This window comes from Burkholderia theae, assembly GCF_048565265.1.
Taxonomy (GTDB): domain Bacteria; phylum Pseudomonadota; class Gammaproteobacteria; order Burkholderiales; family Burkholderiaceae; genus Burkholderia; species Burkholderia theae.
In genome coordinates this window covers 1,146,837-1,160,674 of sequence record NZ_CP183461.1, presented here as the reverse complement: position 1 = coordinate 1,160,674, position 13,838 = coordinate 1,146,837, and the positions used below count along the sequence as shown (strand labels likewise).

15 protein-coding genes are annotated in these 13,838 nt (G+C 66.2%); 6 read left to right on the top strand and 9 right to left on the bottom strand.

The window, feature by feature from the left end; genetic code table 11:
- The first annotated feature begins 20 nt into the window (after nucleotides 1-20).
- The 3 genes from ACN22W_RS05450 (at nucleotide 21) to ACN22W_RS05440 (ending at nucleotide 2,602) form a co-directional block, all read left to right on the top strand.
- Nucleotides 21-1,280 carry a M48 family metallopeptidase gene (locus ACN22W_RS05450; protein WP_419686627.1) on the top strand — a complete coding sequence of 420 codons (1,260 nt, stop codon included), beginning with the start codon at nucleotides 21-23 and terminating at the stop codon, nucleotides 1,278-1,280.
- Entirely contained in the window at nucleotides 1,277-2,218 is a 942-nt protein-coding gene (gene rsgA / locus ACN22W_RS05445) for a ribosome small subunit-dependent GTPase A (protein ID WP_048249602.1), read from the top strand. The genes ACN22W_RS05450 and rsgA overlap by 4 nt, the downstream gene beginning before the upstream one ends.
- A gap of 66 nt (nucleotides 2,219-2,284) precedes the next feature.
- Entirely contained in the window at nucleotides 2,285-2,602 is a 318-nt protein-coding gene (locus tag ACN22W_RS05440; RefSeq protein WP_048249603.1) for a hypothetical protein, read from the top strand.
- A gap of 63 nt (nucleotides 2,603-2,665) precedes the next feature.
- Here the strand turns inward: ACN22W_RS05440 and ACN22W_RS05435 are convergent, their stop codons facing one another.
- From ACN22W_RS05435 to rpsP, 6 genes are all read right to left on the bottom strand, one after another.
- The gene (locus ACN22W_RS05435; RefSeq protein ID WP_048249605.1) at nucleotides 2,666-3,604 is read right to left on the bottom strand and encodes a CobD/CbiB family protein; all 939 of its coding nucleotides are present in this window, start codon (nucleotides 3,602-3,604) and stop codon (nucleotides 2,666-2,668) included.
- Between the two features lie 120 nt (nucleotides 3,605-3,724).
- Entirely contained in the window at nucleotides 3,725-4,411 is a 687-nt protein-coding gene (locus ACN22W_RS05430) for a CoA pyrophosphatase (RefSeq protein WP_193097890.1), read from the bottom strand.
- A gap of 87 nt (nucleotides 4,412-4,498) precedes the next feature.
- Nucleotides 4,499-4,891, bottom strand: coding sequence for a 50S ribosomal protein L19 (gene rplS / locus ACN22W_RS05425; protein ID WP_048249607.1), 393 nt, complete (start codon nucleotides 4,889-4,891; stop codon nucleotides 4,499-4,501).
- A gap of 133 nt (nucleotides 4,892-5,024) precedes the next feature.
- A complete protein-coding gene (trmD, locus tag ACN22W_RS05420; protein WP_129514025.1) occupies nucleotides 5,025-5,819 on the bottom strand; it encodes a tRNA (guanosine(37)-N1)-methyltransferase TrmD in 795 nt (264 codons plus the stop codon).
- A gap of 1 nt (nucleotide 5,820) precedes the next feature.
- A complete protein-coding gene (gene rimM / locus ACN22W_RS05415; protein ID WP_193097889.1) occupies nucleotides 5,821-6,498 on the bottom strand; it encodes a ribosome maturation factor RimM in 678 nt (225 codons plus the stop codon).
- A gap of 42 nt (nucleotides 6,499-6,540) precedes the next feature.
- Nucleotides 6,541-6,795, bottom strand: a complete 255-nt coding sequence (gene rpsP, locus ACN22W_RS05410) for a 30S ribosomal protein S16 (RefSeq protein WP_006476550.1) — start codon at nucleotides 6,793-6,795, stop codon at nucleotides 6,541-6,543.
- Nucleotides 6,796-6,947: 152 nt separating this feature from the next.
- On the opposite strand from rpsP, the gene ACN22W_RS05405 reads away from it, so the two are divergent.
- Nucleotides 6,948-8,087, top strand: a complete 1,140-nt coding sequence (locus ACN22W_RS05405) for a PQQ-dependent sugar dehydrogenase (protein WP_419686622.1) — start codon at nucleotides 6,948-6,950, stop codon at nucleotides 8,085-8,087.
- Nucleotides 8,088-8,196: 109 nt separating this feature from the next.
- Entirely contained in the window at nucleotides 8,197-8,664 is a 468-nt protein-coding gene (locus tag ACN22W_RS05400) for an NINE protein (RefSeq protein ID WP_034183440.1), read from the top strand.
- Between the two features lie 51 nt (nucleotides 8,665-8,715).
- On the opposite strand, the gene ACN22W_RS05395 is transcribed toward ACN22W_RS05400, so the two are convergent.
- Both ACN22W_RS05395 and ACN22W_RS05390 read right to left on the bottom strand, forming a co-directional pair.
- The gene (locus ACN22W_RS05395) at nucleotides 8,716-9,894 is read right to left on the bottom strand and encodes a PA0069 family radical SAM protein (protein ID WP_419686620.1); all 1,179 of its coding nucleotides are present in this window, start codon (nucleotides 9,892-9,894) and stop codon (nucleotides 8,716-8,718) included.
- A gap of 90 nt (nucleotides 9,895-9,984) precedes the next feature.
- A complete protein-coding gene (locus tag ACN22W_RS05390; protein ID WP_012492860.1) occupies nucleotides 9,985-10,473 on the bottom strand; it encodes an Lrp/AsnC ligand binding domain-containing protein in 489 nt (162 codons plus the stop codon).
- Nucleotides 10,474-10,618: 145 nt separating this feature from the next.
- Here ACN22W_RS05390 and ACN22W_RS05385 point away from each other — a divergent pair, with 145 nt between their 5' ends.
- Entirely contained in the window at nucleotides 10,619-11,905 is a 1,287-nt protein-coding gene (locus tag ACN22W_RS05385) for a D-amino acid dehydrogenase (protein WP_193097885.1), read from the top strand.
- A gap of 96 nt (nucleotides 11,906-12,001) precedes the next feature.
- On the opposite strand, the gene ACN22W_RS05380 is transcribed toward ACN22W_RS05385, so the two are convergent.
- Nucleotides 12,002-13,792: an acyl-CoA dehydrogenase gene (locus ACN22W_RS05380; protein ID WP_419686618.1), complete on the bottom strand. Its 1,791-nt coding sequence runs from the start codon at nucleotides 13,790-13,792 to the stop codon at nucleotides 12,002-12,004.
- Nucleotides 13,793-13,838 lie beyond the last annotated feature (46 nt).

Sequence of the window (13,838 nt, the reverse complement as noted above, 5' to 3'; positions counted from 1 at the left end):
AGAACCCTTTGGCGCCTTCGATGTCACCCTTTTCGTTCACCCTGCTGTTCGCGCTCGCCGTGCTCGCGATGGTCGTCACCAAGCTGTGGCTCGCGTCACGGCAGATCCGCTTCGTCGCCGCGCACCGCAACGGCGTGCCTGCGCAGTTCAGCGCCACCATCCCGCTGACCGCCCACCAGCGCGCGGCCGATTACACGGTCGAGCGCACCCGGCTGACGATGCTCGAGATCGTCGTCAGCGCCGCCGTGCTGGTCGGCCTCACGCTGCTCGGCGGCGTCGGCGCGCTCGACACGCTGCTGACCGGCTGGTTCGGCCGCGGCTACGGGCAGCAGGTCGCGCTCGTCGCCGCGGTGCTCGTGATCACGAGCGTGATCGACATCCCGTTCGAGTATTACCGCCAGTTCGGGATCGAGCAGCGTTTCGGCTTCAACCGGATGACGAAACGGCTGTTCTTCACCGACATGCTGAAAAACTCGCTGCTCGGCGCCGTGCTCGGCCTGCCGCTGCTGTTCGTCGTGCTGTGGCTGATGAACCAGGCCGGCAGCCTGTGGTGGCTGTGGACCTGGATCGTCTGGGTCGCGTTCCAGATGCTGGTGCTGCTGATCTACCCGACCTTCATCGCACCGATCTTCAACAAGTTCGAGCCGCTGAAGGACGACGCGCTGCGCTCGCGCATCGAGTCGCTGATGAAGCGCTGCGGCTTCGCGGCGAAGGGGTTGTTCGTGATGGACGGCAGCCGCCGCTCGGCGCACGGCAACGCGTATTTCACGGGCTTTGGCGCATCGAAGCGGATCGTGTTCTTCGACACGCTGCTCGCGCGCCTGTCCGGCCAGGAAATCGAGGCCGTGCTCGCGCACGAACTCGGCCACTTCAAGCGCCGCCACGTGATGAAGCGGATGCTCGTGTCGTTCGTGCTGAGTCTCGTGCTGCTCGCGCTGCTCGGCTGGCTCGCGCAGCGCACGTGGTTCTATACGGGCCTCGGCGTCGTGCCGTCGCTCGACACGAGCAACGCGGGCGCCGCGCTCGTGCTGTTCTTCCTCGCGATTCCCGTGTTCCTGTTCTTCGCGACGCCGTTCAGCAGCCTCACGTCGCGCAAGCACGAATTCGAGGCCGACGCGTTCGCGGCCAGCCAGACCGACGCGCAGGATCTCGTCAGCGCGCTCGTGAAGCTCTACGAGGACAACGCGTCGACGCTGACGCCCGACCCCGTCTACACGGCCTTCTACTACTCGCATCCGCCCGCCTCGCAGCGGATCGACCGCCTGATGCAGCACGCATGAGCCGGCCGACCTCCCGCAAGCCGGCCCCGCGCGCGTCGGGCGCGCAGCGTGTCGAAGGCCGCGTGATCGCGGCGCACGGGCGCCACTACATCGTCGCGCCCGACGACGGCGGCCCGATGCTGCAGTGCTTCCCGCGCGGCAAGAAGAGCGACATTGCAGTCGGCGACCGCGTCGCGTACGAAATCGCGTCGGCCGACCAGGGCGTGATCGTCGAGATCGGCGAACGGCGCAACCTGCTGTACCGTTCCGACCAGTTCAAGTCGAAGCTCTTCGCCGCCAACCTCGACCAGTTGCTGATCGTGCTCGCGACCGAGCCCTATTTCAGCGAGGACCTGCTCGGCCGCGCGCTGATCGCCGCCGAGGCGAACGAGCTGAAGCCGATCGTCGTGCTGAACAAGATCGACGTCGAGGCCGCGCTGCCGGTCGCGCGCGAGCGCCTCGCTCCGTACCGCGCGCTCGGCTACGACGTGCTCGAACTGTCGGTAAAGGGCTCGCCCGACGACGCGCGCGCGCAACTGATGCCGCACCTCGCCGGACATTCGACGATCCTGCTCGGCCAGTCCGGGATGGGCAAGTCGACGCTCGTGAACCTGCTCGTTCCCGATGCCGAAGCCGCGACGCGCGAGATTTCGGCCGCGCTCAACAGCGGCCGCCACACGACGACGTTCACGCGCCTCTACCCGCTGGAGGGTGGCGGCGCACTGATCGATTCGCCGGGCTTCCAGGAATTCGGCCTCTACCACCTGACGGAGGGCCGTCTCGAGCGCGCGTTTCCGGAGTTCCGGCCGCTGCTCGCGGACTGCCGTTTCTATAATTGTCATCATCTGCACGAGCCCGGCTGCGCGATCCTCGAAGCCGTCTCCGACGGCCGCATCGCGCCGTCGCGGCACGCGCTGTACGCGCAGCTCGTGCACGAGGCAAGCCAGATCGTCCGCTGATCGCGCGACGCGCGCACGGCGGCCGGCTGCGCGTTGCGGGGCCGGCCTTCACCGACAGGAGCGGCCATGCGTTTCAAGGCACCCAATCTCGCGACGGCGCAGCATTGGGCCAACGTGCTTCAGGTGGCCGGCATCGGTTGCGAGCTGCATAACTGCTACGCGACCGGCGCGCTCGGCGGCCTGCCCGCCGACGCCTGCACGCCCGAGCTGTGGCTCGACGACGAACGCGACGACGCGCTCGCGCGCCGGCTCCTCGATGCGGCATCGCACGGCCCGTCGGCCGGCGCCTCGCCATGGCGCTGCCGGCAATGCGGCGAAGCGCTCGAGGCCCAGTTCACCGCGTGCTGGCAATGCGGCGCCGTACGCGATCCGCTCGACGACTGACCCACAGCAAAAAGGCCGGCATCAAGCCGGCCTTTGCCTTTCATCGGATACTGCACTGCCCTGTCACGACACCCAGACGGCGAGCGTCAGCATCAGCAGCAGGATCATCCACAGGATCACCGCGCGCCAGACGAGGCCGACTGCCGATTGCAGCGTACGCGGCGTGCAATCGTCACCGACCGTCAACGGACCGCTGTCGCCGACCGCCAGCGCATCGAGGCTCGACGGTTCCGCGAGCGGCCCCGCGAGACGCGCGCCGAGCGCCCCGCTGCCGGCTGCCAGCAGCACGCCGTCGTTCGGGTCGGGCCATTGGCGCGTGTGGTTGCGCCATGCGTAGATCGCATCCTCGAAATTGCCGACGATCGCGAAGCCGAGCGCGGTCAGCCGCGCGGGAATCCAGTCGATCACGAAGAACGCGCGCTGCGCGAACGTCGAGAATGCGGCCGTGCGGTCGTCGCCCGGCGTCGACCAGCTACGCGCGAGGTATTCGGAGATCCGGTACAGCACGGCGCCGGCCGGGCCGATCGGCAGCACATACCAGAAGAACACGCCGAACACGTGGCGATGTGATGCGACGACCGCGTGAATCAGCGTATGGCGGACGATTTCGCCGACCGGCATGTCGACCGTGTCGATGCCCGTCCACTCGTGCAGGATTTCGCGCGCGCGCGGCACGTCGTCGTTGTTGAGTGCGAGGTGGATGTCGGTGAAGTAGTGGCTGAACTGGCGGAAGCCTAGCGTGAAATACACGACGACGACGTTCCACAAGAACGCGAGCACGAAGCTCACCTTGAACAGCAGGAAATAGATCAGCGCGACGATCAGCACCCACGGCAGCACGACCGCGAGCCATGCGAGGATACCGTGCTTCTGCTTGCCTGCGTCGAGACCATGCGCGACGGTTTCCGCATGAAACTGGAACAGCGCGAACACCGGATTGTTCGGCGACAACGCGCGGACCTGTTCGATGATGAGGGCGAGGAGAACCGAAAAGAAAGTCATGCGTGGCGCCGTCTTCGGAGTTATGTCATTTTTTGCATAACGATAGCACAGCGTAAGCCCCGCATGGCTGCCAGCGCGGCCGCCCGGCAGCCGGCCGCGCGCGCCGGCCGGTGTGCGCGCCTAGCCGGCGGCCAAGAAGCGGTACAGATTGCGAAACATGCCGGCAGTTGCGCCCCAGATGAAGTAATGCCCGTCTGGTTTGTCGTTCGGATAAGGCATCGCAAAAAAACGACGCTCGCCGCCATCCCAACGGAACACGCGGACCTGATGGTTCGCGGGATTCATCAGGAACGCGAGCGGCACCTCGAAAATCTCGGCCACTTCGAACGTGTCGGCCTGCACGGTGAACGGCGGATGCACGAGGCCGACCACCGGCGACACGCAGAAGCCGGTGCCGGTCAGGTAGTCGGGCAGCGCGCCGAGGATCTCGACGCGTTCGGCGGCGAGTCCGATTTCCTCCTTCGACTCGCGCAACGCGGTGGCGGTCGCATCGCGATCGAACGGTTCGCGCCGGCCGCCGGGAAAGCTGATCTGTCCGGCATGGTCGTTCAGGTGATCGGCGCGTTGGGTCAGCAGCACGGTGAGACCCGACTCGCGGACGACGAGCGGCATCAGCACGGCCGCGCTACGCGGATCGATGCCCTCCTGCAGCTTCGCCTCGCCGGGCTCGACGCTCCATTCGGGCGTGCGCGCGAAACGGTCGCGCAGGCCGGACGGCGTCATCAGGCGGGGATCGATGGCGGGCAGGCCGGCGCCGGTGCCTTCGACCGGCAAGACTTCGGGATCGATGATGGGGCGGCGATTCAATGGGGCTCTCGGGTTCGTGTCGTATCGAGCATATTGTCGCGCCAGAATGAAAAAAGCACCCGGGTGGGTGCTTTTTCCTTACAGCTCTTACTCTTGGGAAGCTGCTGCGGCGCGATCCTTCGACACCAGCTTTTCCTTGATTCGAGCCGACTTGCCCGAACGCTCGCGCAGGTAGTACAGCTTCGCACGACGCACATCACCGCGGCGCTTCACGACGATGCTCGCCAGCAGCGGCGAGTACGTCTGGAACGTACGCTCGACGCCTTCGCCCGACGAGATCTTGCGGACGATGAAGTTCGAGTTCAGACCACGGCTGCGAATCGCGATCACGACGCCTTCGTAAGCCTGAACGCGCTTGCGGGTACCTTCAACCACGTTCACGTTCACGATCACCGTGTCGCCCGGGGCGAATTCGGGGATCGTCTTGCCGGCGAGCGCGCGCTCGATTTCTTCCTGCTCAAGTTTTGCGATCAGATTCATTACTGACTCCTTATGCCATCGTGTCGGCGTTGGCACCCGCCTGCTTCCAGGCCTGGCCCCGATAGAGGATGGATTCACATCAGGCGCCGCGCACGCATGCACGACACCGCCAATTCCCGCCCGCGACGCCGCCTCAAGAGGCGTCCTTCGCTTCGCGTGCGAGGTTCGCAAGCCAGGCCTCGTCGGCACGGCTCAGCAACTTCTCGCGGCGCGCCCGGACGATCAGGTCCGGCCGCTTCCGCAACGTATTCCTCAATGCTTCCTGGCGCCGCCACCGCTCGATCTCGGCATGATGCCCGCCGAGCAGCACGTCCGGTACGCGCACGCCATCGTATTCCTCCGGGCGCGTGTAGTGCGGACAATCGAGCAGGCCGTCGACGAAACTGTCCTGCACGGCCGACTGCGAATCGTTCAGCACACCGGGCAGCAAGCGCACGACGGCATCCATCATCGCCATCGCCGGCAGTTCTCCGCCGGACAGCACGAAATCGCCGAGGCTGATCTCCTCGTCGACACAACGATCGAGCAGACGCTGGTCGATCGCTTCGTAGCGGCCGCACAGCACGACAACGCCTGGCTCCTGCGCCATCCGCATCGCCCGCTCGTGCGTGAGCGGCGCGCCCTGCGGCGACATCATCACGACGCGCGTGCTCGCGATGCCCTGCTCCGCCTGCGCCGCTTTCGCGGCGCCGATCGCGGCCTCGAGCGGCCTGGCCAGCATCACCATGCCCGGACCGCCGCCGTACGGACGATCATCGACCGTGCGGTAGTTGTCCGTCGTGAAATCACGCGGGTTCCAGGTGCGCAGCCCGAAGCGCCCTTGCTTGACGGCCCGGCTGGTGATTCCCCAGTCGGTCAGTGCGCGGAACATCTCGGGAAAGAGCGTGACGACGTCGAACTGCACCGCGCTCTCGGTAACCTGGTTCATTTCAGTAATCGGCTTCCCAGTCGACGACGATACGACGCGCCGCCTGATCCACCGTTTTGACGTAGACGCCGACAAACGGAATCAGCCGTTCGTCGGTGGTCGGCTGACCGTCTTTGCCGGTCGCCGGATACTCGACACGCATGATCGAATGCACGCCGTTGTCGATCATCCCGCTCACCTTCCCGAGCGCCACCGATTGCTCGTTGACGACTTCGAGACCGATCAGGTCGACCCAATAGAATTCGTCCGCGGCCAATGCCGGGAAATCTTCCCGGCGCACGAACACACGAAAGCCGCGCATAGCCAGCGCGGCATCGCGGTCGCTGACGCCCGCGGGTTGCGCAACGACCGTGTCGCTGTGCGTCTTCGACTGCATGATGCGGACGGAAAGCCGCTCCGCACCGCGCTCCAGCCACCAGCGGCGCGCGTTAAGCAGCGCGTCGCCGCCGCGACCGGCATCGGCATGCGTCGCCACCTTGACCCAGCCCTTCAGGCCGTAGGCGTCGACCACCGCCCCGACCTCGACGGCGTCGTCAGGCCACGCTTGCGTCGCTTCATGGCCACCCTGTTCGGCAGCCGGACCGGCGTTCGCGACAACGTCGCGCTCGACCGGCTTGCGGACGAATGCGCCGAATGACGCACGCCCGCGCCTTGCATTACCGGAATCGTGACCCGCCATCAATCCACCTCACAGCCGGCACGACCGGCACACCGTGCCATGTTAGGCAGCCGGTTGCGCCTTTTGCGCTTCCTTCACGAGACGCTGGACGGTCGGCGACAGTTGTGCGCCAACGCCTTGCCAGTACGTCAGACGATCCTGAGCGATACGCAGCGATTCGCCCTTCGTAGCGACCGGGTTGTAGAAGCCGACGCGCTCGATGAAGCGGCCGTCACGACGGTTACGCGAATCGGTAGCAACGATGTTGTAGAACGGGCGCTTCTTCGAGCCGCCACGAGCCAGACGGATGATAACCATATGATGTCCTTCGGAAAACCGGGTTCGAAACTACTGAAACACGCGATTATAGCCGGAAACCAGAGGTACAACAAACACTTACGCGGAAAAAATCCACGGATGGCCTCTGCGCCGGGCATACAATCGTCGTGTCCAGGATGCTCTCCCCCGTCATGCCGCTCCTTCGCGCCGCCTCGACGCGCCGCGCGCAGCGCCGTTTCGTGGCACTGCTTGCCGGCCTTGCCTGCCTCGCGTCCGCAACGGGGCTTGCCGCGCCATTGCCGGTGGAAGAACTTGTCGTGCCGCCCGGTTTCCATGTGGACGTGCTGACCGACGCGGTACCGACCGCGCGCGAAATGGCGTGGTCGCCGCGCGGCATCCTGTATGTCGGCACCCGGGAAGGCCGCGTGCATGCATTCGTGATGCACGAGGGCCGGATCAGCGCACGCTACGTGATCGCGTCCGGGCTCGACATGCCGGTCGGCGTCGCCTACCGCGACGGCGCACTCTATATATCCGCCGTGTCGCGCATCCTGCGCCTCGACCGCATCGACGACCGGCTCGCCAAACCGCCCGCGCCCGTTATCGTGACCGACGCGCTGCCGACCGAACACCATCACGGCTGGAAATTCATCGCGTTCGGCCCCGACGGCAAACTGTACGTGCCGACCGGCGCACCGTGCAACGTCTGTCTCGCCGATCGCAGCCGCTACGCGATCATCGCCCGGATGAAGGCCGACGGCAGCGGCAGCGAGGTCGTCGCCCGCGGCGTGCGCAATACGGTCGGCTTCGCATGGCACCCCGATTCGGGCGAGCTCTGGTTTACCGACAACGGGCGCGACATGATGGGCGACGACGTGCCCGACGACAAGCTGAACCGCGCGCCGCGTGCCGGCCTCGACTTCGGCTTTCCATACTGCCATGGCGGAGACACACCCGACCCCGAATTCGGCAGCGCCGGCGTATGCCGCCGTTATGTGCCGCCCGTATTGAAGCTGGGCGCGCACGTCGCGGCGCTCGGCATCCGCTTCTATACCGGGCCGATGTTTCCGGCGTCGTATCGCAATAACGTGTTCATTGCCGAACACGGTTCGTGGAACCGCAGCACGAAGGTCGGCTACCGCGTGATGCGCGTCGTCGTATCGGCGGACGGCAGCCAGGCGCGCCAGACGCCATTCGTCACCGGCTGGCTGCGGCCCGACGGCACGGTATGGGGACGCCCGGCCGACGTGCTGCCGCTGCCGGACGGTTCGCTGCTCGTCAGCGACGACTACGCAGGTGCAATCTACCGCGTAACCTATGCGGCACCTTGACGCAGGCTGGGGGTGACCGGGCCCGACCGGGCATCGTAGAATGCGTGCCGGGCCGCGTGCCCGCGCCGGCCCGCCGGCCGCCCATGCCAACGACAATACGCCGCCATCCATGTCCAGCAGCACCGCACCGTCCCGCCGCTTCCGCTCCAAGACGCTCACCGCCGCCCTCGCATTCCTGTTCGGATCGCTCGGCGCGCACCGCTTCTATCTGTACGGCTTTCGCGACGTGTACGGCTGGGCACACCTGCTCGCGACGATCGTCGGCATTCCGGGCTTCCTCCTGCTCGCGGCAACCCAGCGCAGTGCCGGCCTCGGCTGGTGGCTCGCGGTACCCGGCGCGATCTCGCTGCTGGCGGCATTCCTCGCCGCACTCGTCTACGGGCTGCGCCCCGACGAAAAGTGGGACGCGCAATTCAACGCCGAAACGGGCAAGCACAGCCGGTCGGGCTGGACCGTGATCTTTGTCGTGATCTTCTCGCTGCTGATCGGCGCGTTCCTGCTGATGACCGCGCTAGCGCTGTCGTTCCAGACGTATTTCGAATCGCAGGTCGAAGCAGCGAAGCAGATTTCGCAGTAAGCGCCCGCTCCCAAACACCGGCGCCCTTCGCGCGCCCGCATGACGCGCCGGTCAGAACAGGTTCAGCTGCATGTCGTCGCGCGACTTCGTGCCGGCTGCGCGAGCAGCACCGCGCGGCACCGACGCCGCGGCGACCGGCGCACCGCGAAACTGCGACAGATCGAGAATGCCGTTCGTGCGCTCGTTCAGCCCGAGCCGCTTGACGGCCTGACGGAAGCGCTGCCGCAACAGGTCGGCCCAGATCCCCTCGCCCTTCATCCGCTTCGAGAAATCCGAGTCGTAGTCTTTCCCGCCGCGCATGTCGCGCACACGGTTCATCACGCGTTCCGCGCGATCGGGAAAATGCGCGGCGAGCCAGTTCTTGAACAGCGGTGCAACCTCCCACGGCAGCCTCAGGATGATGTAGCTCGCGTGCGTGGCGCCGGCTTCCGCGCACGCCTCGAGCACGCGCTCCATGTCGGGCTCGGTGACGAACGGAATCACCGGTGCAATGCTCACGCCGACCGGCACACCCGCATCGCGCAACGCGCGGATCGTGCGCAACCGGCGCGCCGGTGTCGCCGCGCGCGGCTCGAGCGTGCGTGCGAGATCGGCATCGAGCGTCGTGATCGTGACCGCCGCCATCACCTGCCCGCGTTCAGCCATCGGCGCGAGCAAGTCGAGATCGCGCTCGATCAGCGACGATTTCGTGATCGCGGCGAACGGCAGCCCGTGATCGTGCATCACCTGGATCACGCTGCGCGTGATGCGCAGGTCGCGCTCGACCGGCTGGTAGGCGTCGGTGTTGACGCCAAGCGCGATCGGCTCCGGCACGTAGCGCTTGCGCGAAATCTCACGCTCGAGCAGTTCGGCCGCATTGATCTTCGCGTAGATGCGGCTTTCGAAATCGAGCCCGGGCGACAGGCCGAGATAGCTGTGCGTCGGCCGCGCGAAGCAGTAGATGCAGCCGTGCTCGCAGCCGCGATACGGATTGAGCGATACGCTGAACGGGATGTCGGGCGACTGGTTGTGCGTCAGGATGCTCTTCGCACGCTCCTCGAAGACCTGCGTGCGCAGCGGTGCGGGGAAATCGGCATCGTCCGACTCGTGCGCCCAGCCGTCGTCGACCGCTTCACGCTGCGCGATTTCATACCGCCCCTGCAGATTGTCGACCGCACCGCGCCCCTTGCGGGGCGCGGGCGGCGCTATCGGAAATTCGTTGTCGGACCGATCGTCCATGCGCGCACCCATTCGCCAGCACCCAATACTGTATATTTATACAGTATTGGGTGCTGCATGCCAAGGGCGGGATAAGGGGCCCGACAATGGGCCGCCGGCACGTCACTCGCCGACCGCAATCGTCAGCGTCTCCTTGATTTCCTCCATCACGACATAGCTCTTCGACTGCACGGCGCCCGGCAACTGCAGCAGGATATCGCCGAGCAGTTTCCGGTAGTCGGCCATCTCGCCGATCCGCGCCTTGATCAGGTAGTCGAAATCGCCGGACACGAGATGGCATTCGAGCACCTCGTCGATCTTCATCACCTCGCGGCGGAACTGCTCGAACATGTTGCCGCCCTTGTGGCCAAGCGTGATCTCGACGAACACCAGCAGCGCGGCACCCAATTGGCCAGGGTCGACCCGCGCGTGATAGCCGGTGATCACGCCGTCCCGCTCCATGCGCCGCACGCGTTCGATGCACGGCGTAACGGTCAGTCCGACCTGTTCCGCGAGGTCCTTCATCGCCATCCGGCCGTCGTCCTGGAGCAGTTTGAGGATGCGCCGATCGAGCTTGTCGAGCGAGCGTACGGGCTGACGTTGCGTTCTCATTTGTTTATGCTGAAAACCGGAAAAATACGATAACAAAAACTGGACATTCGACAATACCATAGCGCAAAAAACTAGATCAGTTAGAGGTTACACGGAGCCGCAGGTGCGCCCGGCCTCGACCTGGTCCCTTCCATCTGGAGCAGCTATGCGAGTCGTCATTCTGGGCAGCGGTGTGGTGGGCGTGGCAAGCGCGTATTACCTCGCGCGCGCCGGTCATGAAGTCACGGTGATCGACCGGGAAGCGGGCCCCGCGCTCGAGACGAGCTTCGCGAATGCAGGCCAGATCTCCCCCGGTTATGCCGCGCCGTGGGCCGCGCCCGGCGTGCCGCTGAAGGCCGTCAAATGGATGTTCGAAAAGCACGCGCCGCTCGCGATCCGCCTCGACGGCACGCGCTTCCAGCTCCAGTGGATGTGGCAGATGCTGCGCAACTGCACGCCCGAGCGCTATGCGGTCAACAAGGGCCGCATGGTCCGCCTCGCCGAATACAGCCGCGACTGCCTGCAGGCGCTGCGCGCCGACACGGGCATCCAGTACGAAGGCCGCACGGGCGGCACGCTGCAACTGTTCCGCACGCAGCAGCAACTCGACGGCGCGGCGAAGGACATCGCCGTGCTGCAGGAAGCGAACGTGCCGTTCGAACTGCTGTCGCCGGCCGAACTGAAGAATGCCGAACCGGCGCTCGCCGCCGTATCGCACAAGCTGACGGGCGGCCTGCGCCTGCCGGGCGACGAAACGGGCGATTGCCAGTTGTTCACGACGCGCCTCGCGGCGCTCGCCGAATCGCTTGGCGTCAAGTTCCGCTACAACACACCGATCGATGCGCTCGCGATCGCGGGCGGCAAGATCGCCGGCGTGCAGTGCGGCAGCGAGACGGTGCGCGCGGACGCGTACGTCGTCGCGCTCGGTTCGTACTCGACCCGCTTCATCTCGAACCTGATGAAGATCCCCGTCTATCCGCTGAAGGGCTATTCGATCACCGCGCCGATCGTCAACGAAGCGGCCGCGCCCGTGTCGACCGTGCTCGACGAGACCTACAAGATCGCGATCACGCGTTTCGACCAGCGCATCCGCGTCGGCGGCATGGCGGAAATCGTCGGCTTCGACAAGAAGCTGCGCGCTGCGCGCCGCGAAACGCTCGAAATGTGCGTGAACGACCTGTTCCCGGGCGGCGGCGATACGTCGAAGGCGACGTTCTGGACGGGCCTGCGCCCGATGACGCCGGACGGCACGCCGATCGTCGGCCGCACGCCGGTGTCGAACCTGTTCCTGAACACCGGCCACGGCACGCTCGGCTGGACGATGTCGTGCGGCTCGGGCCAGCTGCTCGCGGACCTGATCTCGGGCAAGATGCCGGCGATCCAGGCCGACGACCTGTCGGTGCATCGTTACCTGAAGGACGTGGCCGGCCAGACGCGCCCGGCATACGCATAAGCCGCAGCTGCCCGCAACAAGACGGGCCGGTTCGCCTCAAAAGAAAAGGCGCCCCGCGGGGCGCCTTTTTCGTTTCGCCGAATGCGTGGCGCGGGATCAGAACTGGTCTTCCGTCAACGCGAGCACGCTCTCGTTGCCCTTCGCGCCAATGATCGACGCTTCGAGCCCGCCTGCCTGCACCAGAACGTGTTCCGCGTAGCATTGCGCGATCGCGATCTTCGCATCGAAGAACGCCGGATCGCTCGCGCGGTTCGCCTGCGCCGCCACCAGCGCGCGCGCCATCTGCCACCCGCACAGCACCACGCCCGCCAGCTTCAGGTACGGCACGCTGCCCGCGAACACCGCGTTCGGGTCCTGCTTCACGTTCGCCACCACGTAGTCCACCACCGACGACAGCGCACGCGCACCCTTCTCCAGCTGCGCCTTCATCGATGCCGCCGCCGCGCCGTCCAGCTTGCCCAGCGCCGCCACCGTCGCGTCGATCTCCGCGATCAGCGCCTTCGCCACCGCGCCGCCGTCGCGCATCGTCTTGCGCCCGACCAGGTCGTTCGCCTGGATCGCCGTCGTCCCTTCGTAGATCGCCAGGATCCGCGCATCGCGGTAGTACTGCGCCGCGCCCGTCTCCTCGATGAAGCCCATCCCGCCGTGCACCTGCACGCCCAGGCTCGCCACGTCGTTCACCATCTCCGTGCTCCAGCCCTTCACGACCGGCACCAGATACTCGTAGATTGCCTGATGACGGCCACGCGTCGCCTCGTCCGAATGGCGGTGGGCAACGTCGCTGTGCGCGGCTGCCACGTACGCCAGCGCCCGCGCGCCTTCGGTCAGCGCGCGCATCGTGCCGAGCATGCGGCGCACGTCCGGGTGATGGATGATCGTCACCGACTGCTTGGCCGACCCGTCCACCGGGCGGCTCTGCACGCGTTCCTTCGCGAATTCGGCCGCCTTCTGGTACGCCCGGTCGGCCACGCCGATCCCCTGCATCCCGACGCCGAAGCGCGCCGCGTTCATCATGATGAACATGTATTCGAGGCCGCGGTTCTCCTCGCCGATCAGGTAGCCGATCGCGCCGCCGTGGTCGCCGTACTGCAGCACCGCCGTCGGGCTCGCCTTGATCCCGAGCTTGTGCTCGATCGACACGCAGTGCACGTCGTTGCGCGCGCCGAGCGAGCCGTCGTCGTTGACCATGAACTTCGGCACGATGAACAGCGAGATGCCCTTCACGCCTTCCGGCGCGTTCGGCGTGCGGGCCAGCACCAGGTGGACGATGTTGTCCGCCATGTCGTGCTCGCCCCACGTGATGAAGATCTTCGTGCCGAACACCTTGTACGTGCCGTCGCCCTGCGGCTCGGCGCGCGAGCGCACCAGCGCCAGATCGGAGCCCGCCTGCGGCTCGGTCAGGTTCATCGTGCCGGTCCATTCGCCCGAGATCAGCTTCGGCACGTAGCGCTGCTTCTGCTCGTCGGTGCCGGCCGTCAGCAGCGCCTCGATCGCGCCGTCGGTCAGCAGCGGACACAGTGCGAACGACAGGTTCGACGCGTTCAGCATCTCGATGCACGGCGTCGCGATCAGCTTCGGCAGGCCCTGGCCGTCGTACTCGGACGGATGCTGCAGCCCCTGCCAGCCACCTTCGACGAACTGGCGGAACGCTTGCGCGAAGCCCGGCGTCGCGGTCACGACACCGTCCTTCCAGCTGCTCGGGTTGCGGTCGCCTTCGACGTTCAGCGGCGCCAGCACCTCGCCGCAGAATTTCGCGGACTCGTCGAGCACGGCCTGCGCCGTGTCGTAACCCGCATCCTCGAAGCCCGGCAACTGCGCAACGGCGTCGATGCCCGCGAGTTCCTTCAGCACGAACAGCATGTCCTTGACCGGTGCGACATAACTCATGGTGTGCCTCCTTCGTTTCTCTTCCGTCGATGGCGTAAAAAAAGGG

What these genes read in the sequence shown, in the direction of transcription:
- ACN22W_RS05450 (WP_419686627.1), top strand. Translation starts at nt 21, where the DNA reads ATGTCACCCTTTTCGTTCACCCTGCTGTTCGCGCTCGCCGTGCTCGCG.
- rsgA (WP_048249602.1), top strand. Translation starts at nt 1,277, where the DNA reads ATGAGCCGGCCGACCTCCCGCAAGCCGGCCCCGCGCGCGTCGGGCGCG.
- ACN22W_RS05440 (WP_048249603.1), top strand. Translation starts at nt 2,285, where the DNA reads ATGCGTTTCAAGGCACCCAATCTCGCGACGGCGCAGCATTGGGCCAAC.
- ACN22W_RS05435 (WP_048249605.1), bottom strand. Translation starts at nt 3,604, where the DNA reads ATGACTTTCTTTTCGGTTCTCCTCGCCCTCATCATCGAACAGGTCCGC.
- rplS (WP_048249607.1), bottom strand. Translation starts at nt 4,891, where the DNA reads ATGAATCTGATCGCAAAACTTGAGCAGGAAGAAATCGAGCGCGCGCTC.
- trmD (WP_129514025.1), bottom strand. Translation starts at nt 5,819, where the DNA reads ATGAACCAGGTTACCGAGAGCGCGGTGCAGTTCGACGTCGTCACGCTC.
- rimM (WP_193097889.1), bottom strand. Translation starts at nt 6,498, where the DNA reads ATGGCGGGTCACGATTCCGGTAATGCAAGGCGCGGGCGTGCGTCATTC.
- rpsP (WP_006476550.1), bottom strand. Translation starts at nt 6,795, where the DNA reads ATGGTTATCATCCGTCTGGCTCGTGGCGGCTCGAAGAAGCGCCCGTTC.
- ACN22W_RS05405 (WP_419686622.1), top strand. Translation starts at nt 6,948, where the DNA reads ATGCCGCTCCTTCGCGCCGCCTCGACGCGCCGCGCGCAGCGCCGTTTC.
- ACN22W_RS05400 (WP_034183440.1), top strand. Translation starts at nt 8,197, where the DNA reads ATGTCCAGCAGCACCGCACCGTCCCGCCGCTTCCGCTCCAAGACGCTC.
- ACN22W_RS05395 (WP_419686620.1), bottom strand. Translation starts at nt 9,894, where the DNA reads ATGGGTGCGCGCATGGACGATCGGTCCGACAACGAATTTCCGATAGCG.
- ACN22W_RS05390 (WP_012492860.1), bottom strand. Translation starts at nt 10,473, where the DNA reads ATGAGAACGCAACGTCAGCCCGTACGCTCGCTCGACAAGCTCGATCGG.
- ACN22W_RS05385 (WP_193097885.1), top strand. Translation starts at nt 10,619, where the DNA reads ATGCGAGTCGTCATTCTGGGCAGCGGTGTGGTGGGCGTGGCAAGCGCG.
- ACN22W_RS05380 (WP_419686618.1), bottom strand. Translation starts at nt 13,792, where the DNA reads ATGAGTTATGTCGCACCGGTCAAGGACATGCTGTTCGTGCTGAAGGAA.